The organism is Acetatifactor aquisgranensis, from assembly GCF_943193215.1.
Classification (GTDB): domain Bacteria; phylum Bacillota; class Clostridia; order Lachnospirales; family Lachnospiraceae; genus Acetatifactor; species Acetatifactor aquisgranensis.
In genome coordinates, this window is record NZ_CALPDH010000001.1 from 319,452 (window position 1) to 344,054 (window position 24,603).

A 24,603-nucleotide genomic window follows, 5' to 3' on the forward strand; every position below is an offset into this window, starting at 1 on the left:
GCGTTATACAGTATATATGAAGAAAAGAAAAGGATTCATTTTTACAGATAAAAAGCATTCAAACCGGGCCGTCATGGCCACGATTCTGGGAGTCATCAGCCTGGGGTCACTGGGCCTCATGGTGTTTCTTTCCTACCGGAATGAGGGAAATGTGGGAGCGGGCTTCGGGGTGGGAGCCCTGCTTGCCGTGCTCTATTCTACCATCGGGCTGATACTGGGGCTGGTGACCGTACAGGAGAAAGAGTACTACAGGTTCTTTCCGGCGCTGGGAATCCTGCTGAACCTGGCGGCGCTGGTGAGTATCGGTTTGATTGTATACGCAGGAGGGAGTCTGCAATGAGCGGAACAGAGATTATAGAAGAGCGGTACGGGCTGGTGACGGACAGAATCCGGGAGATTTCCGAGGAGCATTTCGGGGATGAGAAACTGGAGGCTTTCTTTTCATCCTGCGCGGAATTTCTCCTGATGATTGATGATACAGTGAGCTTTCTGGCAGAGGGCGGCGTGGAGAAAGCGCGGATCGAGGAACTTGCGGAGAGGAACCGGTCGCTGTACGCGGATATCCTGCCGGAGCACTACGGGGAGAGCTATGGGAATCCCGGCTATGCAGTGCAGGAGCTGGGGGAGGAGCTGGGTGCGCTGCTTTCGTTCCTGTATACGGAGCTGCGCAGCCTGATTGGGTTTGCCTATGAGGGCAGACTGGAGGAACTGGTCATCCGCATGGAACTGTTCGTGGAAATCTACACGGTCTTTGTATATGCGGCGGACCAGAAAGAAGGACGCCCCTCCGCCAGGGAGATAAAGGATATCATTTACTGGTTCGTCAGCGACTATGCCGACATGGCGGCCCGGAGGAGGATAGAGGAGCAGGTATCTCCCCACGGCTTTGCGGTGCGCAGAATCATGGAGAGCGATCTGACGGATGTGAGATATCTGTACAGCTATGGGGAGTATGTGGGCGTCAACGAGCTGGAGACAGCCAGATTCCTGGCGGGGGTGCCTGAGGAGACTATCGCTACCATGGCGGATACTTACACAGAGGGATACCGCATGGGATTTGAGGCCACGGGGGTGGACCTTTCAAAAAAGGGTATGGTGACGCTGGGCTATCAGATCGGCTTTGAGAGGATGCTGCGCCGCGCCGTGGAGAATTTCGAGAAGATGGGGCTTAAGTCCGCGGCCTGCCGCGCCGCCAGCAGCGTCCTGGACAACAGAGGCGCCAGCAGACGCACGAAAAACGGCTTCAGCGGCGGGAGCCCGAATCCCCAGTTTGAATATGACCACAAAGACGACAAAGCGATATTTTTTGATAAAAATTATGTGAACCGGAAACTGGAGGCCGTCAGGACCGCCAGCGAGAAATGGAAAGCGCAGCTGAGAGACTGCGCGGGGCCTGCCATCGTGGAGACTTTCGGGGAGGCGGATTTTATGCCGGCGACATGCAAAGAGGCAATCCGGCTTTCCGGAGAACAGGAACGCCTGTGGGTGGAGTATGTGGCAAAAGCAGGCATGCTCGGCAGAGAATATACGCCGGAGGAGGAGACCAGCTTCACCATCATCGCGTTCCCTGTGCCGGAAATCGGGCCTGTGTTCGAGGAGCTGTTCCGGGAGACCATCCGCATCAATACATTGGACTATCTGCTGTACCGCAGAGTGCAGCAGACATTGATCGACGCGCTCAATACGGCGGACTATTGTGAAATCAAAGGCAGGGGAGCTAACCGCACGGATTTGAAAGTGAATCTTTACAAGCTGGAGAATCCTGAGAAAGAGACGATTTTTGAGAACTGTGTGGCGGATGTGAATATTCCTGTGGGAGAGGTGTTCACGTCGCCGGTGCTGCAGGGGACGGAAGGGCTGCTTCATGTGACCAGGGCTTTCTTAAAAGGGCTGGAGTACAGGGAACTGGCGATTACGTTCAAGGACGGCATGATTCAGGAGTACTCCTGCCGGAACTTCGGGACCGAGGAGGAGAACCGGAACTTTATCTACGAAAATATCCTGGCCCGCCACGCCACGCTGCCCATGGGAGAGTTCGCAATCGGCACCAACACAACGGCCTATGTGGCGGCAAAGCGGCTGGGAGTGGAAGCGAAGCTGCCCGTCCTGATCGCGGAGAAGATGGGGCCTCATTTCGCGGTGGGAGATACCTGCTATTCCCATTCGGAGGATACAAGGGTATACAATCCGGACGGCAGGGAAATCGTGGCAAAGGACAATGAGGTGTCGAGACGGCGCCATGAGAATCCCATGGAGGCGTACTGCAACTGCCACACGGACATCACCATTCCCTATGATGAGCTGGGAGAGCTGACGGCGGTCAGAAAGGACGGCAGCCGCATCTGCATCATAAAAGACAGCCGCTTCGTGCTGCCCGGCTGCGAGGAGCTGAACAGGGCTTTTGAGGCATAGCATGTATTTCGGAAAATAGTGGTTGCACGGAAAGCTAATCTTTAGTAAACTTAAAAAGAAAGGCAGAGTCCTTAAGGAGGAATATATGGGAGAGATACAGAATAAGACAGATGTGCCGAAGGTCGGCATTGTGATGGGAAGCGATTCCGACATGCCTGTCATGGCGAAAGCGGCGGACATCCTGGAGGAGCTGGGCATCCCCTATGAGATGGCGATCATCAGCGCCCACAGGGAGCCGGATGTATTTTTTGAATATGCGAAGAGCGCTGAGGAAAAGGGGTTCAAGGTGATTATCGCGGGAGCCGGTATGGCGGCCCATCTGCCGGGTATGTGCGCGGCGATTTTCCCCATGCCGGTCATAGGGATTCCCATGCACACCTCCTCTCTGGGAGGGCGGGATTCCCTGTACTCCATCGTGCAGATGCCCTCAGGCATTCCCGTGGCCACGGTGGCTATTAACGGCGGCGTCAATGCGGGGCTCCTGGCCGCGAAGATTCTGGCCACTTCGGATGCCGCTCTTTTGCAGAAGCTGAAAGACTACAGCGCAAAGCTGAAAGACCAGGTGGAGGCCAAGGACGCGAAACTGCAGGAGCAGGGATACAAGACTTATCTGGCAGGGCAGAAGAAATAAGGCGGAGCTTACAGAAACGGAAAATTCCTGCGGACAGAGGCCCGACAGGACGAGTAGGAGGCTGAATATGGATTATAAAAAAGCGGGTGTGGATATTGAGGCAGGCTATCGGTCTGTGGAGCTGATGAAAGCAGACGTGAAGGCGACCATGCGGCCGGAAGTGCTGGGCGGCATCGGCGGCTTTTCCGGAGCGTTCTCCATGGAGGCCGCGAGGGGCATGGAGAAGCCTGTGCTGCTGTCCGGCACGGACGGCGTGGGCACGAAGCTGAAGCTGGCGTTCCTGATGGACAGGCACGATACAATCGGCATCGACTGCGTCGCCATGTGTGTGAACGATGTGGCCTGCGCCGGCGGAGAGCCGTTGTTTTTCCTGGATTACATTGCCTGCGGCAAGAATGTCCCGGAGAAAATCGCAGCAATCGTAAAGGGCGTGGCAGAGGGCTGCAGGCAGGCCGGGGCGGCGCTGATCGGCGGCGAGACGGCGGAGCATCCGGGCATGATGCCTGAGGAGGAATACGACCTGGCAGGCTTTGCGGTAGGCCTGGCGGATGAGAGAAATCTGATCACGGGAGAGCAGATCAAGGAGGGCGACCTGCTTATCGGAATAGCGTCTTCCGGCGTACATTCCAACGGTTTTTCGCTGGTGCGGAAAGTGTTCGAGATGACCAGAGAGAGTCTGGATACATATTATGAGGAGCTGGGCGGCACATTGGGAGAGACGCTGCTGACACCCACGAAGATTTATGTGAAAGCCCTGAAGTCCGTCAAGGACGCAGGGCTACGGATAAAGGGCTGCAGCCATATCACAGGCGGCGGCTTTTATGAGAACATCCCCAGAATGCTGCCGGAGGGCATCCGCGCGGCAGTGGAGAAAGACAGCTATGAAGTGCCTGCCATTTTCCGCCTCCTTGCCAAGAAAGGGGATATCGAAGAGCAGATGATGTACAGTACCTATAATATGGGGCTGGGCATGGTGCTGGCGGTAGCGCCTGATGACAGGGACAAATGTCTGGAGGCCATCCGGGCCGCAGGCGAGACGCCCTATGTGGTGGGCCGCTGCGCTGCCGGGGAAAAGGGAGTGGACATATGCTGAAAATCGTAGTGTGCGTGTCCGGGGGCGGCACCAATCTGCAGGCCATCCTGGATGCCATTGAAAACGGAACGATTACCAATACGGAGGTGTTGGCGGTCATCAGCAACAATGGGGGCGCAAAGGCGCTGGACCGGGCGAGGAATCGGGGGATAGAGGCAAAGGTGATTTCTCCCAGGCAATATCCCCGCAGAGAGGCCTTTGACGAGGACTTTACCAATAAGATGAAGGAGCTTTCACCGGATCTGATTGTGCTGGCCGGATTCCTGGTGCGGATTCCGCCTCAGATGGTGGAGGCCTTTGACGGCAGAATCGTCAATATCCACCCGTCCCTGATTCCCTCTTTCTGCGGAGTGGGATACTATGGGCTGAAAGTGCATGAAAAAGTGCTGGAGCGCGGGGTGAAGGTCACAGGGGCCACGGTGCATTTTGTCAATGAGGGCATGGATGAGGGCCCGATCATCGCCCAGAAGGCAGTGTATATAGAGGACGGCGACACCCCGGAGATTCTGCAGCAGCGCGTGATGGAGCAGGCGGAATGGATTCTGCTTCCACAGGCCATAGACGATATAGCGAATGGAAGATTGCGGATAATTGACAATAAGGTCAGAAAGCTGAAATAGGAAATGCCGGAGCCTGCCGAAAGACAGGCCGCGCAGGCGTTTGAAAGGATAGAGGAAAGAGGTGCGGCATGAGAGTTTTGATTGTAGGCGGAGGCGGACGGGAGCATGCAATCGCGGTCAGCATGAAGAAAAGCAGCAGGCTGGACGCGCTTTATTGTGTCCCCGGCAACGCGGGGATTGCGCAGATCGCGGAATGCGAGCCGTCCATCGGCGTCATGGAGTTTGACAGGATTGTCTCCTACGCAAAGGAGAAAGAGATAGATTTGGTGTTCGTAGCGCCGGACGATCCGCTGGCGGCAGGCCTGGTGGATGTGCTGGAGGAGGCGGGCTTTCGGGTATTCGGGCCTAAGAAATGTGCGGCCATCCTGGAAGGCAGCAAAGCGTTCTCCAAGGATCTGATGAAAAAATACCATATCCCCACGGCCGGATATGAGACTTTCGACAATGCGGAGGACGCGCTTGCATATCTGGAGCACGCGTCTTTACCGATTGTGCTCAAGGCCGACGGGCTGGCCCTGGGAAAGGGCGTGCTGATCTGCAATACCCTGGAAGAGGCAAGGGCGGGCGTCCGGGAGATTATGCAGGAGAAGCATTTCGGCGATGCCGGCAATGTGATGGTGGTGGAGGAATTCCTCACGGGCAGAGAGGTGTCCGTGCTGGCTTTCGTGGACGGAAAGACTGTCAGGACCATGACTTCTGCCCAGGATCACAAGCGGGCGGGAGATGGGGACAAGGGCCCCAACACCGGCGGCATGGGCTGCTTTTCGCCCAGTCCTTTCTACACACGGGAGGTGGATGAATACTGCCGCAGATATATTTACCAGCCCACTGTGGACGCCATGGCGGCCGAGGGCAGAGAGTTCAAGGGAGTCATCTTTTTTGGACTGATACTGACTTCCGAGGGGCCCAGAGTGCTGGAGTACAATGCCAGGTTCGGAGACCCTGAGACACAGGTGGTGCTCTGCAGGATGAAGAATGATATTCTGGATGTGGTGGATGCATGCATCGACGGAAATCTGGATAAAATAGACTTAGAGTTTGAGGACAATGCGGCTGTGTGCGTGGTGCTCGCCTCGGACGGCTATCCGGTTTCCTATAAGAAAGGATTTGAAATCACAGGCCTTGAACGGTTCGAGGGGAAAAGCGATTATTACTGTTTCCATGCGGGGAGCAGGCTGGATGAGCAGGGCCGCGTGGTGACGAACGGAGGCCGGGTGCTGGGCGTGACGGCAAAGGCAGATACCCTGGCGGAAGCGCGCAGCAAGGCATATGAGGCCACTGAGTGGGTTGATTTTGCCAACAAGTATATGCGCAGGGACATTGGAAAAGCAATCGAGGAAGCATGACGACAGGCAATCTTCTCAAGAGAATGGAGGTGTTTACATATGAGTGTTCTGGGATCGTTAGATATGTATAATATTCCGCAGGTATGTAAGAAATGCGGCGGTGTAATGGTTTTTAAGGGAGTGGGCGAGTATCATTGTGAGGACTGCGGCGCAGTGGATTACGATGACTATGGAAAGGTGAGATGCTACATTGAGACTAATAAGGGAGCTACGGCAGCGCAGATAGAGCAGGCCATAGGAGTATCCCAGCGCACGATAAGGCGTCTCCTGAAAGACGGCAGGATAGAGATAACGGAAGGGTCCAATGTGTTCCTGCGATGTGAACTATGCGGAAAGCAGATTCGTTCCGGACAATATTGTCCTGAATGCGAGATTAAGGCGCACCGCAATCTGGAGGAAAAGCAGAGGGAACTGCTGCACAAGGCGGTTCAGGGCTTTGGACTGGAGCAGAAGTCTGAGGAGGGCCAGAGGAGATTCACCAGAGACGATTAAAGCAAGGAGAAGAGGACACATGAGAAAAGCAAACGGGTTGAGAGGAAGAATGCGGGGAGGCATACTGGCGTTCCTGCTGGCAATCGGCATATTCGCCACAGGATTCTGCATGGCTTCGCTGACAGGGTACGCTGCGGGACAGGCTAAGGTCACGGCGCCCAACGGCGCGAAAATCAGGGCGAGCGCGGACACCGCGAGCACCATGGTGGGAGGCGCTGAGAAAGATAAGGTATTGAGCGTTCTGGGACAGACACAGGGCGCGGACGGCTATACATGGTATCAGGTGCAGGTGAATGATACTACCACAGGCTTTGTCCGTGCCGATCTCGTGGAGGTGTCGGGAGATATTCCTGCCGGCACTGTGGGAGACGGAGGCGGAGAAAACGCCGGGGACGGTGAGAATGCCGGGGGCGGTGAGAGCGCGCCGCCTGTTGAGGTGACTCAGGTGAATCCTGTCAGCGCCACCATAGAGGGAGAGGGCGTGGAGATACGCGACTCGGCTTCCCTGGCCGGAGGAGTCCTTGGGACAGTGCCGGGAGAGACTGCGGTCACGGTCACGGGCTATGTGACGGACGCGGAAGGCACCACATGGTATCAGGCAAATTATATTTCCGGCGAGACACAGGTGGAGGGCTTTCTTCTGGCGGATGCCTGCAGGCTGTCAGCCGATTTGGTTCCGCTGGGGCAGGAGCCTGCGGGCAATGAGACGTCTCCCGAACCCACGCAGGAGCCTGAACCGGAACGGTATAAGCTTGTGCAGAATAACGGAGAATGGCTGCTGGTGGACAATGTGGAAGACCCCGGAAATGGCTATTCCGTCGAGAAACTGATGAGCGGCCTCCAGAATAATGCACAGATGTATTTTGACAGCGAGGCAAAGGTAAAGAGCCAGAAAATCATCATCATCGTGTTGGTATTTTTATTGGTGGCAGCGGTGGCAGGCATTGCTTTCCTGGTCTTCAAGATTCGGGATATGATGGATTCCGCGTACTTTAACGAAGTAGAGAACGAGACCCTGCGCAGAAAGAATGCTTCCGGAAATTCCGGCAAGCAGAAGCCGGCCATGCACACGGTAGGTCCTAAGGACCAGCCGCCCAGGACGGCAGGGCCGCGACCTGCCGAGCGGCCTGCGGGATCTGCAGGCCAGAAACCGGCAGCCGCTGCCGGTCAGCGCATCGCCGGGCCGGAAGCAAGGGGGAGCAGCGGCATACAGGGCCAGCGGGCGGCAGGCCGCAGCGCAGGCACACGTCCTGCCGGCAGTGTACAGGGGCAGCGCCCTGCACAGGGCACGCGCCCTGTCGGCGGCGCCCAGGGCCATCGCGGCACGGGAGCTGCCCCGCGCACCGGAGGCACACAGGGCCAGCGTCCGATAGGGGCACCCCAGGGCGCAAGGAGAACAGAGGGTCCCCAGCCCAAAGCGCCCCAGGGAGCCAGGCCCGTACAGGGCGCCCAGAAGGCACAGCCGAAGAATTTCATGGCAGATGACGATGAGTTCGAGTTTGAATTCCTGAATTACGATGGGGATGAAGAATAACCCGCGGATATAAAGAGGCTCCAAGACAGGGAATATTCTAAAAGGATACTCCCTGTTTTCATACGGAGGTTTTTACGTAATCCCTGTATGATATCTAAAAAACCTCTAAAATTTCGTTTTCTTTGGTTGACAGCACCCGGCTGCTGTCTTATGATAAACGGAGAAAAAAGAGGAGGCGTTCATGATTATTGAAATCGATTTCAACAGTGAGGAAGCATTGTATCTGCAGCTGTGCAACCAGATTATCATGGGCATAGCCACCTCACGCTTCAGAGAGGGGGATCCTCTGCCCAGCGTCCGCCAGCTGGCGGATTCCATCGGAATCAATATGCACACGGTGAACAAGGCGTATACCGTCCTGAAGCAGGAGGGATATGTCAAGGTGGACCGCAGGAGAGGGGCGGTAATCGCCATAGACGCGGATCGCTGTGAGACGCTCGAGATACTGAAGAAGGAGCTGCAGGTCATTCTGGCAAAGAGCAGCTGCAAAAATATTTCGAAAGAAGAGATTCATGAATTGATTGAGGAGATTTACGAAGATTATGCATAGCAGGGAATGCGGACGATTCCCGGGAAATGATTGAGTAGAAAAGAGGAATGAGATGAGTTCACAGTTTACAGACAGGGCGCAGGAGGCATTGGCCCACGCGTCCAAATTTGCCAGCCGTCTGAAGCAGGGGTACGTGGGGACTGAGCATATCCTGGCAGGACTGCTGAAAGAACAGACCGGCGTGGCGCACAAAGTTCTGACGGATAATCACATTGAACTGCAGCAGGTCATAGACATGATTCAGGAACTGATCGCCTTTGACGGCGGCACGGGATTAAAAGAGAGGGGAGGGTATTCACCCAGGGCAAGGAAGATTCTGGAGGAGGCCCACAGACAGGCGGAGCGGTTCGGCCAGAAAGAGACCGGAACGGAGCATCTGCTGCTGGCGATTATCAAGGAGGGCGAGAATGTGGCGGTCCGTCTTCTGAACACCCTCGGAGCCAATGTGCAGAAGCTGTATGCGGATACCCTGATCGCCATCGGACAGGACGGCAATCTCTATAAGGAGGATCTGGGACGGCGCATGCCCGGAAGGGGCCGCCCGTCTACGCTGGACCAGTACAGCAGGGATCTGACGGATCTGGCCAGGGAGGGGCAGCTTGACCCCTGCATCGGCAGGGAGGATGAAATCCGCCGCCTGATTCAGATTCTGAGCCGCCGCACCAAGAACAATCCCTGCCTGATCGGGGAGCCCGGTGTGGGAAAGACCGCGGTGGTGGAGGGCCTTGCCCAGCAGATCGTGGAGGGGAAAGTTCCCGCCACTGTGCGTGGAAAGAGGCTGCTGACCCTGGACCTGTCCGGCATGGTGGCCGGGAGCAAATACCGGGGCGAATTCGAGGAGCGCATCAAGCGGGTCATTCGGGAAGTGATAGAAGACGGGAATGTCATCCTGTTTATGGACGAGCTGCACACGCTGATCGGGGCAGGCGGGGCGGAGGGGGCAATCGATGCCTCCAACATCCTGAAGCCGTCTCTGGCCAGGGGCGAGCTCCAGATGATCGGCGCCACCACCATTGCGGAGTACCGTAAATATATCGAGAAAGACGCGGCCCTGGAGAGGCGTTTCCAGCCGGTGAATGTGGAGGAGCCTGCGGAGGAGGAGGCCATCCGCATTCTGGAGGGCATCAAGGGAAAATATGAGGAGCACCATAAGGTGATTATCACGCCGGCGGCAGTGGAAGCTGCGGTGAGGCTTTCCAACCGCTATATCAATGACAGGAATCTGCCCGACAAAGCCATCGACCTGATAGACGAGGCGGCGGCCAGCGCAAGGCTCAGGGCCGTGGATATGCCGGATAAGCAGAAGGAGCTTCTGGAACAGATTAAAAAGATGGATCAGCAGATTGAGCGCTCCGTCCGCATGGAGGCTTTCGCCCAGGCGGTGGAAATCAAAAACAAACAGGATGAGCTGGTCAAGAAGTTCCAGCGTATGAAGAAGCGCGCGGAGAGTCAGGACAGCAATAGGAAATGTGCCATAGGGGAGGATGAAATCGCCGCTGTGGTGGCCATGTGGACGAAAATACCGGTGCAGAAGCTGGCCCAGAAAGAGAGCGACAGGCTCCTGAAGCTGGAGAGCATCCTGCACAAGCGTGTCATCGGCCAGGAGGAGGCCGTAGTGGCTGTGGCCAGGGCCATGCGCAGGGGGCGCGTAGGCCTCAAGGACCCCAGGCGCCCCATAGGATCCTTCCTGTTTCTGGGGCCTACCGGCGTGGGCAAGACAGAGCTTTCCAAGGCGCTGGCGGAAGCCGTGTTCGGCACGGAGGAGGCAATCATCCGCGTGGATATGTCGGAGTATATGGAGGGGCATTCGGTCTCCAAGATGATAGGCTCCCCGCCCGGCTATGTGGGCTTTGACGAGGGCGGACAGCTCTCCGAGAAAGTAAGGCGCAATCCCTATTCCGTGGTGCTGTTCGACGAGATTGAGAAAGCGCACCCGGATGTATTTAACATCCTGCTGCAGATACTGGACGACGGACACATCACGGATTCCAAGGGCAGAAAGGTGAGCTTCAAGAATACGGTTCTGATCATGACCTCCAACGCGGGCGCCCAGCGCATCGTGGATCCCAAGAATCTGGGATTTGCGGCTGTGAGCGACGCGAAGCGGGACTATGAGCGCATGAAGTCGGGAGTCATGGAGGAGGTGAAGCGCAGCTTCAAACCGGAGTTCATCAACCGAATAGACGACATCATTGTCTTCCATCAGCTGAACAAGGAGAACATGAAAGATATCGTAGGCCTGCTCTCCTCCAATCTCCATGACCGCTGTGAGGCACAGATGGATATCAGGCTGACCCTGACAAGCGCCCTGAAAGAGCATCTGGTGGAGAAATACTCGGATGCCAAGATGGGCGCCAGGCCCCTGAAGCGCGCTATCCAGTCCGTGGTGGAGGACGCGCTGGCGGAGGAAATCCTCTTAAAGCATGTGCAGCCGGGGGATACGGTGTCCGTGGGTTTCAAGAACGGAAAGGTCACTTTCACAGTCAAAGACTGAAAAAAATATAAAATCTTGTAGAAAAAGACCGTAAGTTATATTATACTAATAATATGAAGCTGCTTTTGGCTTTTCGGAATACGATAAAATGCAGGAGGGTTTAGACATGGCAGTTGTGGAGGAGTTGATTCGCAGCGAATCGAACGGCGCTATCAGTTTCGGCAATCATAAGCTGGAGAAAAAGGCTAAGCTGGAGGATTACCAGCATGCAGGAGATCTGCTGAAAGTAAAGACTTTTAAGGAAATCACCAAGCTGGAGAAAAACGGCTCTTTCCTCTATGAATCCGTACCGGGCACCAGTGTCCTGGACTTTACGGAAAAGGCGGACGGCGTGGAATTTATCGTAGAGGGGGACGAGGACACGCAGATTACCATCGGGCTGGCGGACGACAAGGCCTATGAGGTATTCGTGGACGGCGAGAGCATCGGCGCCATCAAGACGAAATTCGGAGGAAAGCTATCCTTAAGCGTGGAGCTGGAGACGGCCGGTGAGGTTCCCGTGAAGATAGTACAGATTTAAAAGATGGCAAAGACAAAGGCATCGACTGTTTTTTTCTGCAGCAGCTGCGGGTACGAGTCCTCGAAATGGATGGGGCAGTGCCCCGGCTGTAAGGAATGGAATACTTTTGTGGAGGGGACTTCGCTTTCGGCCAGGTCCTCTCATGGGGGCGGCTTCTCTGCATCTGCCGACAGGCTGCGCAGGGCCGTCCCCACTGTTTTGTCCGAGGTGCGGGTCCGGGAGGAGGACAGGATGGTCACCGGCATCGGTGAGCTGGACAGGGTACTGGGAGGCGGCATCGTACAGGGATCTCTGACGCTGGTGGGCGGCGATCCGGGGATAGGAAAGTCCACGCTGCTGCTGCAGGTATGCCGCAATCTTTCCAGGCAGGGCAGAAGCGTGCTCTACATATCAGGAGAGGAATCTCTGGCCCAGATTAAGATGCGGGCGGACCGCATCGGCGATTTTTCGGACAAGATGCTTCTGCTGTGCGAGACGAATCTGGAGGAGATTGCGGAGATCATCCGCTCCAGCCGTCCGGAGGCCGTGATCATAGATTCCATCCAGACCATGTACAATGAAAATGTGTCCTCCGCGCCGGGCAGCGTGTCCCAGGTGCGGGAATCTACCAGCGTCCTGCTGCAGCTGGCCAAGGGGCTTGGCGTGTCGGTGCTCATCGTGGGCCATGTGACCAAAGAGGGCACGGTGGCGGGCCCCAGGGTGCTGGAGCATATGGTGGACGCGGTGCTGTATTTCGAGGGCGACGGCCATGCCTCCTACCGCATTCTGCGGGGAGTGAAGAACCGGTTCGGCTCCACCAATGAAATCGGGGTCTTTGAGATGCGCCGGGAGGGACTGGCGGAGGTGGCCAACGCCTCGGAATATATGCTGAACGGCAGACCGGAGAATGCCAGCGGATCTGTGGTGGTGGCCACCTGCGAGGGGACGAGACCGCTGCTCATCGAGATTCAGGCGCTGGTGTGCCACAGTAATTTCGGGATACCCCGCAGACAGACTACGGGGACGGATTTCAACAGGGTGAACCTCCTGATGGCTGTGCTGGAGAAGCGTTCCGGCATACAGCTTGCCTCCTGCGACGCCTACGTGAATATCACCGGGGGCTTAAAAGTGCTGGAACCGGCTGTGGACCTGGGGATTGTGATAGCCATATTGTCAAGCTTTCAGAACCGAGCGCTGAATCCGAAGCTGATGGCTTTCGGGGAAATAGGCCTAAGCGGCGAGGTCCGCGGGGTCTCGATGGCAAAGCAGCGCGTGGCGGAGGCGGAGAAGCTGGGCTTCGAGGTCTGTTTCCTGCCCGCCGTGTGTGTGGAGGAGTGCGGCAGGACTGCCGGGATGAAGATTATCGGCGTGAAGACAGTACAGGATGTGATAGACAGGCTTTTTTAAAGCGGCAGAGTTTATTTGACAGAATCGGGTTTGACAGAGGAGGGCTTTGCGGAGTCCGGCCGGGGAAGGGAAGCCTTTTGAACTGGAGGCTGTCGGGGAATTCATGACGGATGAGGGAGCGGAAAAGAAATAAGAAAAATTTGCAAAAATTACTTGATAAATACAGGACATCTGTGCTATAATATCCTTTGTCGGCGGAAAGCGGCGTACAGGGGAATAGTACAATGGTAGTGCGGCGGTCTCCAAAACCGTTGATGGGAGTTCGATCCTCTCTTCCCCTGCTGAAAAAAAGAATTGTCAGGAAATGTCCGTTTGTGGCATGGCTGACAATTCTTTTTTATGTGGGAAATACGCTTCGGAACAAGCGGAAGGAGGTTTTGGGATGGACGAGAGGGAACAGCTGGAGAGGGCGCCTAAGGCGCTGGAGGATTTTGTGCGCGGATTGGCTGTGCAGGCGGGCGAGACGGAGGAGTACGGAGAAAGGCTGTGGGAGGGAATCCGGCGGTCTGGCGGTCTGCTCCAGGAACTGGCTTACTATTACGACAATGGGCAGTTCCTGTGTAAATATGAGGTGGCAGGGTATACGCTGGCGGATATCCTGGTGTGGCAGGTGGACCATTTCAAGCTGTACATGGACAGGCCGGAGGAGATGAACCGTTACAGGCAGCCCAGACTGCTGCTGGCCTCTTTCGACACGATGCTGCAGATGGAGGAGAATCCGGAAAGCTTTGCGGAGAAAATGCGCCTTGAGACAGGGCAGGACATTCTGTAAAAAGACAAAAGCACTCACGAATAACAGGTATCCGCGGGTGCTTTCGCCTTAAAAGGGGAATTCTTTAATATCATACATGAAATGCCGTCAGATGTCAATCTTTTTTTCTTCATTTTGCTAAAAAATTTGATAAATTTTTTATGCTGTACTTTTAAGAAAAATGTGTTAAAATAAATTACACATGTGTCATTTTTTGCAGGAAAAGGATTAAGAAGGTGAAAAGTTCTATGGAACAGAATGTGGAATACCGGCAGCAGATGATAGGAGAGTACAGGGCTGCCGCAGAGCCGCTTTTCAAGTATCTGCCCTGGATGGAGAAGAGCGCGGGGCGGGCCGTGAGCCGCAATTACCAGGGAAACGGACTGAGCAGGAACAGCATCAGCTTTCCGGTGTATGATGCCACGCTGATGAATTTTGTCAAAGAGGCTGCGGCCTCGACACTGATGAACCGCAATTACGTCTATGTATATACGAGAAATCGAATCAGAAGCCACGCGGACGAGAAAAAGCTGATTGCGGGGGCGGAATTGAAGGACTGGGAGATTCTGTGCGGAATCTTATCGAAGTATGTGCTGGAGGGGAGGACGAAAGCGACTCTCTGGGGGGAAGCGGTGCAGGAGGACATCTTCCTGCTGGTGCTTCGGAAGATGCAGGAAATCATCAGGTATTGGGATAAAAAAGGACGATAACACGGAATAGAGAGCATTCCGACGGAATAGAGAGTGTTCCGACGGAATAAAGAGCATTCCGACGGAATATTCCATAAAATAAAAAGCATTCCAGAAGAAGGGGCAGTGTGGGGGAGCATGGGAGAAAAATCGGTACAGAAGAGGAAGTATATATTGGAGACAGCCCGGAAAGTCTTTGTGGACAAGGGGTTTAAGAAAGTTACCATGAAAGATATCGTGGAAGCCTGCGGTATCAGCCGTGGAGGTCTTTATCTGTACTTTGATGATACCAGCCAGATTTTCATGGAGGTCATGAAGATGGAGAGCCAGGAGGCGGACGATGTGTTCTCGGACAGCATCACGGAGGACGCTACGGCTGCGGATATCCTGTTTCTGTTCCTGCGGGAGCAGAAGAAAGAGCTGCTCCGCAGAAACGACACGCTGACCCAGGCCATCTACGAGTTCTATTTCCAGAGCGAGCCGGTGAAGAAAGGAAATGTGCTGAAGCGGCAGTTCGACTCGGCGGTGAAGATTATGGAACGGCTGATCGGGATGGGTGTGGAGCAGGGGGGATTCGCCTGCGAGGACTGCAGGGGAATGGCCAGGCATATCATGTTTGTATTGGAAGGCCTGAAGATTTCTGCGCAGACGATAGGGATTACGTCGGAGGTTGTAGACAGAGAGATTCGGTTTATCATGAAATCGCTGGGAGTGGAAGTAGGCGAGGAGTCCTTGGGCTGAGCCGGGACTTTTCACGAGTCATGGATTTAGAGACACAGGGAACATAAAAAGAAAAAAGAGTTCCAGAAAAGATTGGAGGAACATATGGGAATCGTCAGACGTATCTATGTGGAAAAAAAGGAGCCCTTTGCGGTGAAAGCAAAGGAACTGCATGAGGAAATCGGAAACTTTCTGGGCATCCGGGTGGAGGGCGTGAGAGTTCTCATCCGCTATGATGTGGAGAATATTTCCGATGAAGTGTTTGCAAGAGCATGCAAAACTGTTTTCTCTGAGCCTCCTGTGGATGAGCTCTGCCAGGAGAGCATTGAGATTCCGGAGGGCGCCAGGATATTTTCAGTGGAGTTCCTGCCCGGGCAGTTCGATCAGAGGGCGGATTCGGCGGTGCAGTGCGTCCAGTTCCTGAAAGAAGACGAGGAACCTGTCATCCGCACGGCGGTCACCTATCTGATTCTGGGAGACATCACAGAGGAGGAATTTGCGCGAATCAAAGGCTACTGCATCAACCCTGTGGACTCCCGGGAGACAGGGCTGGAGAAACCGGACACGCTGGTGGCGGAATTTGAGGAGCCCGCGGACGTGGCCGCGCTGGAGGGATTTGCGCAGATGGAAGAGGAGGCTCTTCGGAAACTGTATGAGTCTCTGTCTCTGGCCATGACTTTCAAAGATTTTCAGCATATTCAGAACTATTTCAGGAATGACGAGAAGCGGAATCCTACCATGACGGAAATCCGTGTGCTGGATACCTACTGGTCCGATCACTGCCGCCACACCACTTTTTCCACAGAACTTAAGGATGTGGAATTCGGCGAAGGTTATTACCGTACGCCTTTGGAGACCACCTACAGAAGCTATCTGGACACCAGAGAAGAGATTTTTGGCGACAGAACGAAGGAAGGGCATTCAGGGGACAAGTTCATCTGTCTGATGGACCTGGCCCTGATGGCCATGCGGAAGCTGAAAAAAGAGGGCAGGCTGGAGGATATGGAGGAGTCGGATGAAATCAACGCCTGTTCCGTGGTAGTGCCTGTGGAGATGGACTACGGTGACCATAAAGAGACAGAGGAATGGCTGGTGTTCTTCAAGAACGAGACCCACAACCATCCCACTGAGATAGAACCTTTCGGCGGCGCGGCTACCTGTCTGGGCGGCGCCATCCGGGATCCCCTTTCCGGGCGGGGCTATGTGTATCAGGCCATGCGCGTGACCGGCGCGGCAGATCCCACGGTGCCGGTGGCGGATACCCTTAAGGGAAAACTGCCCCAGAAGAGGCTGGTGCGCGGCGCGGCACAGGGGTATTCCTCCTATGGCAATCAGATTGGACTGGCCACCGGCTTTGTAAAGGAAATATATCATCCCGATTATGTGGCTAAGAGAATGGAGATCGGCGCTGTCATGGGCGCTGCCCCCAGGAAGAATGTCATCCGTGAGACCTCAGATCCCGGCGACATCATTATCCTGCTGGGCGGGCGCACCGGGCGTGACGGCTGCGGCGGAGCTACCGGCTCCTCCAAGGTGCATACGGAAGAGTCTATCGAGACCTGCGGCGCGGAGGTCCAGAAAGGTAACGCGCCCACAGAGCGCAAGATTCAGAGGCTGTTCCGCAGGGAAGAAGTCAGCCGCATCATCAAGAAGTGCAACGACTTCGGCGCAGGCGGCGTGTCCGTGGCCATCGGAGAGCTGGCGGACGGCCTGACGGTGGATTTGGATAAGGTACCCAAGAAGTACGCCGGACTGGACGGCACGGAGCTGGCTATCTCAGAGTCCCAGGAGCGCATGGCCGTGGTGGTAGACCCTAAAGATGTGGATGCGTTCTTAGGCTATGCGGCCGAGGAGAATCTGGAGGCCGTGGCTGTGGCTGTGGTCACTGAGGAACCCAGGCTGGTGCTGAACTGGAGAGGCAGCAGAATCGTAGATTTGACAAGAGCTTTCCTGGATACCAACGGCGCTCACCAGGAGACCAAAGTCAGGGTGGATATCCCGGATGAAAAGGAGAATTATTTCAAGAAATATGCGCTGCCTGCAGTGGAGGAGGCCCTTGAGAGAAAGGATGTAAAGGGCGCCTGGCTGGCGCTTCTGAATGATTTGAACGTATGTTCCCAGAAAGGCCTGGTGGAGATGTTCGACGCCTCCATCGGTGTCGGCAGCGTGCTGATGCCCTACGGCGGAAAGCATCAGCTGACGGAGACCCAGGCCATGGTGGCCAAGCTCCCTGTGCTTAAGGGAAAGACGGATACCGTCACCATGATGAGCTACGGCTTTGACCCCTATCTGTCCTCCTGGAGCCCTTATCATGGCGCAGTGTACGCGGTCGTGGAGTCCATGGCGAAAATCGTGGCGAATGGCGGCGATGCCTCGAAAATCCGGTTCACGTTCCAGGAGTATTTCCGCAGGATGACCCAGGAGCCCTCCCGGTGGAGCCAGCCTTTCGCGGCGCTGCTGGGCGCTTATGACGCGCAGATTGGGTTCGGTCTGCCCTCCATCGGCGGCAAGGACAGTATGTCGGGTACTTTCAATGATATCGATGTACCGCCTACTTTGGTCTCTTTTGCCGTAGATATCGCAAAGCAGCAGGATATCGTGACGCCGGAGCTGAAGAAAGCAGGACATAAGCTGGTTCGTTTCCGGATTGAGACGGATGAGTTTGATATACCGATATATGATGCGACAGCGTCTCTTTACGATTATATCCACGGGCTTACTCAGAAAGGCGTGGTTGCTGCAGCCTATGCGCTGGACGCAAAGGGTGTCGCTGCGGCTGCGGCCAAGATGGCATTCGGAAATAAGCTGGGTGTTGCCGTTGACAGCGAGGTCACAGAGGCTTCTCTCTTTGAGAACGCCCTGGGAGATATCCTGGCAGAGGTGGCCAGGGAGGATGTGGCGGCTCTGCTGGAGTCTGGATTCGACTGTACTGTAATCGGCACTGTCACGGAGGAGCCTGCCTTTGTGTACGGCGATGTGCGGATAAGCATGGAGGAGGCGCTGGAGGCATGGACTTCCAAACTGGAGAAAGTATACGCCACGAAAGCGGTGCGGGAGACGACTCCCGTGGCAAGCGAATGCTACCATGCTGAGAATATATACGTCTGTAAGCACAAGGTTGCGCGGCCTACCGTATTCATCCCCGTGTTCCCGGGAACCAACTGCGAATACGACAGCGCCAGAGCCTTTGAGAGGGCGGGAGCGGACGTGGTCACTAAGGTGTTCCGGAACTTAAGCGCCGAGGATATCCGGGCTTCTGTGGACGAGTTCGGGAAAGCTATCTCCCAGGCCCAGATTATCATGTTCCCCGGCGGATTTTCTGCGGGCGACGAGCCGGACGGCAGCGCGAAGTTCTTTGCCACTGCTTTCCAGAATGCGAAGCTGAAGGAGGCAGTGACGGACCTGCTGCAGAAGAGGGACGGACTGGTGCTGGGGATCTGCAATGGTTTCCAGGCTCTGATTAAGCTGGGGCTGTTGCCTTACGGTGAAATCCTGGGGCAGACAGAGGATTCGCCTACCCTGACTTTCAACACGATTAACAGACATATCTCCAAGATGGCATATACGAAAGTGGTCTCCAATAAATCTCCATGGCTCCAGGGAGCTAAGCCGGGCGCCGTGTACTGTAATCCGGCCTCTCACGGCGAGGGCAGGTTCGTGGCGCCGAAAGAGTGGATAGACAGGCTCTTCGCGAACGGACAGGTGGCCACCCAGTACTCGGACCAGGAGGGAAATGTGTCCATGGACGAGGAGTACAATATCAACGGCTCCTATGCGGCCATCGAGGGAATCACTTCCCCTGACGGACGGTGCCTGGGCAAGATGGCCCACTCCGAGAGGCGGGATGAGGCGGTTGCCATGAATATCTATGGAGAGCAGGACATCCGCATTTTTGAATCGGGAATTTCGTATTTTAGATAAGTTGTGCGCGTTATCCAGAATATAAAGAAAGCAAATGACCTTATAGAGAGGAAAATTCCTTTCTATGAGGTCATTTTTATTTGGTATGCATATGCAGATCTGCTAATAGTTCAGAGAATATTTTTGTTTTGGTGAAACCTTTTGGAGAAAAGGATGCTCCCTTATATAGAAAGCAGCAATGAGGACTCAGGAAAGGAGCGGAGAGTAAAGTGTTGAACACTTCAACGGAAGTATCAGGAACGGTGCAGGGAACCCCCATGATACTGGAGAACTGCTGTATTTTTTCGGTGGAAGGAGAAGAAGGGGTGTATTTGGTTTTATCCACTGACAGGCAAGCCGTGAAAGACTACGTTTTTGTAAAGGAGGGACAGAGCATACAGATAGCCGGAAACAGCCTGAAACAGGACAACATCAAAGGTATTATAGTCACTGAAAGGGCCAAAATTGAAATTGAAAAAATATTTGAAAAAGTGAAACCTTTTTGAAAGAGCGGAACTCCCTTATATAGCAGGGATGAAAAGAACTGTAAAAAAACAAAAGGAGGGAAGACAAGATGAAGAAATCAGGAAACAAAAGTGGATTGAGAGGTTTTATGTCAACATTGGCGGCGATGCTGCTGACAGCGGCCATGTCGATTACGGCATTGGCAGACGGGGTGTTCGCAGGGGACATTACGATTACGAACGTGCTCGCAGGGTATGAGTACAAAGTTTTTGAAGTGCTTGATTGTATAGCGGCGGGCGGTAACGATTCTGTTTTTATGGCGACAGAAAACTGGAAAGAGTTCCTTAAGACGAACGAAAATGCTGTGGCGATGCTGACGCCGCAAGAAAACAATGGACAATATCCGATGGCGGAAAAAGGGGACGAGCTCTATACAGTGAACATGGAGTCGGATAAGGCAGTCAGGGAGGCTTTTGCGGCGGATGTGCTCAAGTATGCGGCGGAAAACGGGATAGAGGCCACAGAGAGCAGGACAGCGGGAGAAGGAGACAGCGAAGTATCTTTCGCTGGCCTGATGCTTGGGACATATGTGATTGATACAGCAGGCAGGGCAAGGATTATTGTCATGTGAGATATGGAATGGCAGTCAGAGATAAAGGAGAGCTACAAGCCGGAGGCGCAAGGAGCGGGGGACGGTGCCGAGGCAGAAGGAGATGCCCAAACGCGGGAAACCGGCAGCGGCGCAGCAAATGGTGGTAGTGCCCTGGAGAGCAGCGTCACGGAAACCGGCAACGGCACAGAAACCGACAATGCAGAAGCTGCCCGCGGCGCAGAAGAAAGCGGCAACAGCCAAGATGCGGCGGCAGATACGGAGACGGAAAACGGTGAGGAATCTGCGGAATCACCCGCGTCCGCAGAGGATAAAGTCCCCGAAGGAAAAAGCATGGTTCCTGTAGTTATCGTGGCGGCGGTAATCGTGCTGGCCGTGGCGGTAGCCCTGGTTTTCGTGAAAGGGAAAAAATAGAAAAAACGGTCCTGAGATGGGAAATGATTCCCGACTCAGGGCCGTTATATATTCTGCTGTTTTCCGATAATTATACGATGCCGGTATACCCGGAGCCACCGCCTACATTATATGCGCCGTTGGCTGTATAGCCGTTGGCGGCATTCGCCTGTGTAGTCATATAGTAATCCACCAGGGAGGCGTTGCCGGCGACAGAGGAACCGTAGTCCTTGAAGAACTTCTGAACCTGGGCCATATCGGATTTCTTGAACGTGCTCTCGTTTATCGTCATCCTGCCCTTGGTATCCACGTTGATGCCGAACTGCTTCAGAGCGTCCGCATTTGCCGCCGTCTTGCTCTTGATATAGGACAGGTTCGCCACTACGCCGGAATTGGAGCTGGATTCGGCGGCATTGAGCATGCGGTTGTAATTGTTCACAAAGCTCTTTGCCGTGGCGAAAATCTTTGCCACATCATAGTCTGTGTTGCCGTCCTTGTCTTCTACTTTCTCATACAATTCAGAGGATGCCAGCGTCTTGCCGTCAGCCTTGACTCCGGCGGCACCGGAAACGTTTGTCTTGTTGTCCGTCTCCGTGGTGGTGTCCGTCTTGTTCGTAGAGCTGGTGCTGCCGGCGGAACCGGCAAACTGAACCCGGGACGCAAGTCTGGAACCATAGCTCATGACTTCCTCAGAGGAAAACAATTCCTGTACTTTGGAGATGTCCGCCGCTTTCAGTTTCGCCTCATTGATTTCCAGCGTGCCCTTTGCGTTGACTTTGATGCCGATTTCGGCAAGCTGGTCCGCGCTGGCCGCTGTAGTGCTCATCATATTAGCCACATAAGCCGTCTGGCTTGTCAGAGTGGAACCTTTTGACGCAGTCACCACGTCATTATAATTCGACACAAAAGATTTCACGGCGGAAACTACCTTGTCGGCAGCGGTCTTGCCGTTTTCCGTGTCAGAGTAGGTTGCGTCGTTCTGCAGGGTCGAAATAGAATTCTTCAGGGTTGAAAGTCCCGATTTCAGTTTGGAATTCGCTTCCTGCACATCCTTGGAAACTTTCGGATTCCGTTTCTCTGCTTCAAGCTTTTCAAGAATATTGTAAGAGCTTCTCCTCGTGCCATCGGACGATGTGCTCGAACTCTGTCCAGGGCTGTAATAAGCTTTCATGAGCTTGCCATAGCTGCCGTTCTTGATGCTGGCGTAATCAGAGAGGAAATTCAGATTCCCCATACTGCCGCTGGATGAAAGGCTCTGGAACAGATAAGAATAATCCTGGCTTCCGTCTACGTTAATACGTACACCCATTGTCATCACTCCTTTGCATAAAAATATGAGCATCCATGCTCTCATGCTCTCATGCTCTCATAACTGCTATTTATGATATCGGCATAAATTACCATATAATTTATAGCAATGCGGCACAAGTTTTTCCTGAAACTTTTTGGGATTTCCCGCCCTCTCTTATATAAAGTAAAACGAAGCTGTTTCGTTTATGGAAGGAGAAATTTTTGTGGACAAGGGAAATTTAACGGGGATGCTGAATGATATTCTGCAATCCGGCTTTTTTGCGGTGAGCTGCAGCTTTACAGGAGCACAGTTAAAGGCAGGCGATGACCGTATATGTCTTCTGCAGAGCATGATGCTTCTTGACACAAAATATGTGACGGGCTTTGAACGGAAAGATTTCTCAGCGGATTCCGTTTTGAGATACTGGGAAAGCATAAGGGATGATTACAGTGACAGGCAGAGCAACATGCTGAAATCGGCAATCCAGTATCTGACTGATGCCTTTCAGGTAAGGGACAAAGGCTTAAAGAAAATCAATATCCCTATCGTGGTCTATATTTCCGATGTGGCAATGGATGCAGGGATAATACCCACGTTTTTCAGGCGGTGGTGGGAGGTCTTAATTTCCATGCAGAATACATCTATCATTTGGGATAGTGACGGTTGACCGTTTGCTAAATTTCTGCTACTAATGTGGTGATAATTACCGATTTAGGTTTCATTTTTTCTCTTTTGCTACTAGAGAAATAATTATTTCTATGTGCCTTTAATATCTGAACTACTCTCTGCAAGGAAGATCTTTCCATTTCTTCTGGAATTTCCTCTATGGAAGCGTACTCATTACATGACTCAAAAATGCTTGGCGAAATTGTTCTCTACTTGCTTCTTTATAAGGTGAATTTATCTCATTAAACCACTTTCTATATCCCAATGGATTGTTTGTAATCCAATCATATTCTTCCTCATCAACACAATGTGGAATTGCAATCGCAGTATCAGCAATTTTTTCATCACATACCATTTTTATTTTAGATTTTATTTCCTCATTTTCACCTGTTGCTGGAACAATATCAATCGAAAATCCCATATCCCCTATATCAGCATAATTAATTGTAAAACATTCATCCCATATATCTAACCTATCCCTATATGTTTTATCACTATTTAATATGTCTTTAATTTGACTATATACATCAAGAGGGTTTTGGTTTTCCCTTGTTCCGCTCACTTGACAAATAAAATCCAAATCATAACTAGGATTTTGATTTTTTTTGCTCGGACATACTACAGTTCCTAATGCGAAAGAACCTTGTGGGTATATATCAGCCTCTATTCCTTTTTCATTTAAAAATTTAGCTAGATTATTATATTTTTCAACCGCATTTCTATATAAAGAAGGTGAAATATCTAATTGTTCTACAACTTTTGTAATGTTTTTTATTCTTTCTGATACAATCACTTTATTCTCCTTTCGTTGTTAGACTCTTTATTGTTGAGTGCTAATGCCTGTATAAGAACACACCATTATATTTCCTTTGTCAACCACAAAACCTGTAAAAAAGCAAGAATTCTCTTGAATCCTTGCTTTTCAAACATGCTCTTAATTATTTAATTCTAAATTCCTCCGCTTCCTCCTCTGTAAGCGGTCTGCCCAACTGCTTGAATCTTTCTATCATCGCTCTCCATTGATACCGCTTGCCGTCCGGTTCTCCTGTCAGCCTGCTGTCTTTTGCATAATAAGAAATATCATGTGTAAAATCTACTGGTTTTCGTTCCATTGCCAACATAGCCACCACCTACTTTCTCATATATTTGTCTAACAGTATCTGCGCAGCATTTTCAAAAATAACCATTCTTCTTGGCGTGATTTCCACTGCATTTAGTTTCTCCATATAGTATTCCACCAAATCACTCTTAGATGTAAAAGCCACTACACCATCACACCCTGCATCAAGGCTTGCCTGACAGGCTATGGCAAATAAATGTGCGCCAACGCCTGCATAGATGCCTTTATGGCTGTAATTATGGGGTGCTGTTTCGACAATCTCCACATCAGCCACGCCACCATCAATTTTTAAGGATATTCTGCCCTGCACCGTATCATCATCTTTTACGAACAGCTCATATATATGATACCCGTTTTTCTCTGTAATACTCCAGTTAAACTTCCACCCTTTGTAATCTTTCGGCCTTATCGGCGTTCTACGCATTCGGTATTCTGTCTCCACTTCTTCCCCGGTTCTTGTATCTATCAGGCAGTCTGTAATCCTGTCGATTAAAATATCAACTTCCATTTTGTATATATTCCCTTCTTTCTTTTAAATTTTATCACATTTTCCTGCAAAATACCACTAAAAAGTTTTGCAATGATGCCAGGAAACATATTACAGTTCCCCAACAAAATTATAAACAATCCGTACTTCCTGTGTCCTTACCCCGTCAATCTTCTCCGGCTTGCCTATCAGTATGCGGTTAATCAGCCTGTTTAACACCGTTTCGTCAAGTTCCGTAATGGCGGCATACCGCTTTATTTCCTCCATGAACGTCCGCACATCACCCTCCGAATGTTCTTCCTCACTGATAAGCGCCGCTATTTCCTGCATACGGTTCTGGTTGTTTTCCTGCTCCTTTTCCATTGCGTCCGTCAGCTTCAGGAAACGCTTTTCCGTAAGTATCCCCTTTGCCTTGTCCGCATAAAGGCTGATA

At 52.9% G+C, this 24,603-nt stretch carries 25 protein-coding genes and 1 tRNA gene; 21 read left to right on the top strand and 5 right to left on the bottom strand.

Going from position 1 to position 24,603, the window contains the following annotated elements; all coding sequences use genetic code 11:
- Positions 1-16: 16 nt before the first annotated feature.
- From NFS35_RS01575 to NFS35_RS01670, 20 genes are all read left to right on the top strand, one after another.
- Positions 17-340: a DUF6142 family protein gene (locus tag NFS35_RS01575; protein WP_251205391.1), complete on the top strand. Its 324-nt coding sequence runs from the start codon at positions 17-19 to the stop codon at positions 338-340.
- Positions 337-2,412 (top strand): aminopeptidase, encoded by a 2,076-nt coding sequence (locus tag NFS35_RS01580; RefSeq protein WP_251205392.1) that lies wholly within the window; start codon positions 337-339, stop codon positions 2,410-2,412. Before NFS35_RS01575 ends, NFS35_RS01580 begins: the two co-directional genes overlap by 4 nt.
- Before the next feature lie 112 nt (positions 2,413-2,524).
- A complete protein-coding gene (purE, locus tag NFS35_RS01585; protein WP_251205419.1) occupies positions 2,525-3,043 on the top strand; it encodes a 5-(carboxyamino)imidazole ribonucleotide mutase in 519 nt (172 codons plus the stop codon).
- Positions 3,044-3,110: 67 nt separating this feature from the next.
- Positions 3,111-4,136 (top strand): phosphoribosylformylglycinamidine cyclo-ligase, encoded by a 1,026-nt coding sequence (gene purM / locus NFS35_RS01590; RefSeq protein ID WP_275564656.1) that lies wholly within the window; start codon positions 3,111-3,113, stop codon positions 4,134-4,136.
- The gene (purN, locus tag NFS35_RS01595; protein WP_251205393.1) at positions 4,130-4,756 is read left to right on the top strand and encodes a phosphoribosylglycinamide formyltransferase; all 627 of its coding nucleotides are present in this window, start codon (positions 4,130-4,132) and stop codon (positions 4,754-4,756) included. The genes purM and purN overlap by 7 nt, the downstream gene beginning before the upstream one ends.
- 68 nt (positions 4,757-4,824) lie before the next feature.
- Entirely contained in the window at positions 4,825-6,102 is a 1,278-nt protein-coding gene (gene purD, locus NFS35_RS01600; protein WP_251205394.1) for a phosphoribosylamine--glycine ligase, read from the top strand.
- Between the two features lie 39 nt (positions 6,103-6,141).
- Positions 6,142-6,594 carry a hypothetical protein gene (locus tag NFS35_RS01605; RefSeq protein ID WP_251205395.1) on the top strand — a complete coding sequence of 151 codons (453 nt, stop codon included), beginning with the start codon at positions 6,142-6,144 and terminating at the stop codon, positions 6,592-6,594.
- A gap of 19 nt (positions 6,595-6,613) precedes the next feature.
- The gene (locus tag NFS35_RS01610; protein ID WP_251205396.1) at positions 6,614-8,128 is read left to right on the top strand and encodes an SH3 domain-containing protein; all 1,515 of its coding nucleotides are present in this window, start codon (positions 6,614-6,616) and stop codon (positions 8,126-8,128) included.
- A gap of 181 nt (positions 8,129-8,309) precedes the next feature.
- On the top strand, positions 8,310-8,678 hold the full coding sequence (locus tag NFS35_RS01615; RefSeq protein WP_251205397.1) for a GntR family transcriptional regulator: 369 nt from the start codon (positions 8,310-8,312) through the stop codon (positions 8,676-8,678).
- 52 nt (positions 8,679-8,730) lie between these two features.
- Positions 8,731-11,172 carry an ATP-dependent Clp protease ATP-binding subunit gene (locus NFS35_RS01620; protein WP_251205398.1) on the top strand — a complete coding sequence of 814 codons (2,442 nt, stop codon included), beginning with the start codon at positions 8,731-8,733 and terminating at the stop codon, positions 11,170-11,172.
- 106 nt (positions 11,173-11,278) lie between these two features.
- Positions 11,279-11,692, top strand: coding sequence for an endosialidase (locus tag NFS35_RS01625; protein ID WP_251205399.1), 414 nt, complete (start codon positions 11,279-11,281; stop codon positions 11,690-11,692).
- Positions 11,693-11,695: 3 nt separating this feature from the next.
- Positions 11,696-13,078 (top strand): DNA repair protein RadA, encoded by a 1,383-nt coding sequence (radA, locus tag NFS35_RS01630; protein ID WP_251205400.1) that lies wholly within the window; start codon positions 11,696-11,698, stop codon positions 13,076-13,078.
- 210 nt (positions 13,079-13,288) lie between these two features.
- Positions 13,289-13,359, top strand: a tRNA-Trp gene (locus NFS35_RS01635).
- Positions 13,360-13,460: 101 nt separating this feature from the next.
- On the top strand, positions 13,461-13,850 hold the full coding sequence (locus tag NFS35_RS01640; RefSeq protein WP_251205401.1) for a hypothetical protein: 390 nt from the start codon (positions 13,461-13,463) through the stop codon (positions 13,848-13,850).
- Between the two features lie 227 nt (positions 13,851-14,077).
- Entirely contained in the window at positions 14,078-14,539 is a 462-nt protein-coding gene (locus NFS35_RS01645) for a hypothetical protein (protein ID WP_251205402.1), read from the top strand.
- A gap of 117 nt (positions 14,540-14,656) precedes the next feature.
- Entirely contained in the window at positions 14,657-15,259 is a 603-nt protein-coding gene (locus tag NFS35_RS01650) for a TetR/AcrR family transcriptional regulator (protein WP_251205403.1), read from the top strand.
- An 84-nt stretch (positions 15,260-15,343) separates the two neighbouring features.
- Complete coding sequence (locus NFS35_RS01655; protein ID WP_251205404.1) at positions 15,344-19,159, top strand: phosphoribosylformylglycinamidine synthase; 3,816 nt, start codon at positions 15,344-15,346, stop codon at positions 19,157-19,159.
- 212 nt (positions 19,160-19,371) lie between these two features.
- Positions 19,372-19,644, top strand: a complete 273-nt coding sequence (locus tag NFS35_RS01660) for a hypothetical protein (RefSeq protein WP_251205405.1) — start codon at positions 19,372-19,374, stop codon at positions 19,642-19,644.
- Positions 19,645-19,712: 68 nt separating this feature from the next.
- Positions 19,713-20,234 (top strand): hypothetical protein, encoded by a 522-nt coding sequence (locus NFS35_RS01665; protein WP_251205406.1) that lies wholly within the window; start codon positions 19,713-19,715, stop codon positions 20,232-20,234.
- 3 nt (positions 20,235-20,237) lie between these two features.
- On the top strand, positions 20,238-20,627 hold the full coding sequence (locus tag NFS35_RS01670) for a hypothetical protein (protein ID WP_251205407.1): 390 nt from the start codon (positions 20,238-20,240) through the stop codon (positions 20,625-20,627).
- A gap of 70 nt (positions 20,628-20,697) precedes the next feature.
- Here NFS35_RS01670 and NFS35_RS01675 read toward each other — a convergent pair whose 3' ends face one another.
- Positions 20,698-21,915 carry a flagellar filament capping protein FliD gene (locus NFS35_RS01675; protein ID WP_251205408.1) on the bottom strand — a complete coding sequence of 406 codons (1,218 nt, stop codon included), beginning with the start codon at positions 21,913-21,915 and terminating at the stop codon, positions 20,698-20,700.
- Between the two features lie 205 nt (positions 21,916-22,120).
- On the opposite strand from NFS35_RS01675, the gene NFS35_RS01680 reads away from it, so the two are divergent.
- The gene (locus NFS35_RS01680) at positions 22,121-22,564 is read left to right on the top strand and encodes a hypothetical protein (RefSeq protein WP_251205409.1); all 444 of its coding nucleotides are present in this window, start codon (positions 22,121-22,123) and stop codon (positions 22,562-22,564) included.
- Between the two features lie 156 nt (positions 22,565-22,720).
- On the opposite strand, the gene NFS35_RS01685 is transcribed toward NFS35_RS01680, so the two are convergent.
- From NFS35_RS01685 to NFS35_RS01700, 4 genes are all read right to left on the bottom strand, one after another.
- Positions 22,721-23,356 (bottom strand): nucleotidyltransferase domain-containing protein, encoded by a 636-nt coding sequence (locus NFS35_RS01685; RefSeq protein WP_251205410.1) that lies wholly within the window; start codon positions 23,354-23,356, stop codon positions 22,721-22,723.
- A 145-nt stretch (positions 23,357-23,501) separates the two neighbouring features.
- Positions 23,502-23,675 carry a hypothetical protein gene (locus NFS35_RS01690; RefSeq protein ID WP_251205411.1) on the bottom strand — a complete coding sequence of 58 codons (174 nt, stop codon included), beginning with the start codon at positions 23,673-23,675 and terminating at the stop codon, positions 23,502-23,504.
- Between the two features lie 18 nt (positions 23,676-23,693).
- Complete coding sequence (locus NFS35_RS01695) at positions 23,694-24,191, bottom strand: hypothetical protein (RefSeq protein WP_004054766.1); 498 nt, start codon at positions 24,189-24,191, stop codon at positions 23,694-23,696.
- 90 nt (positions 24,192-24,281) lie between these two features.
- Positions 24,282-24,603, bottom strand: a 322-nt coding sequence (locus tag NFS35_RS01700; RefSeq protein WP_251205412.1) for a DUF4368 domain-containing protein, incomplete at its 5' end; no start/stop codon positions are given.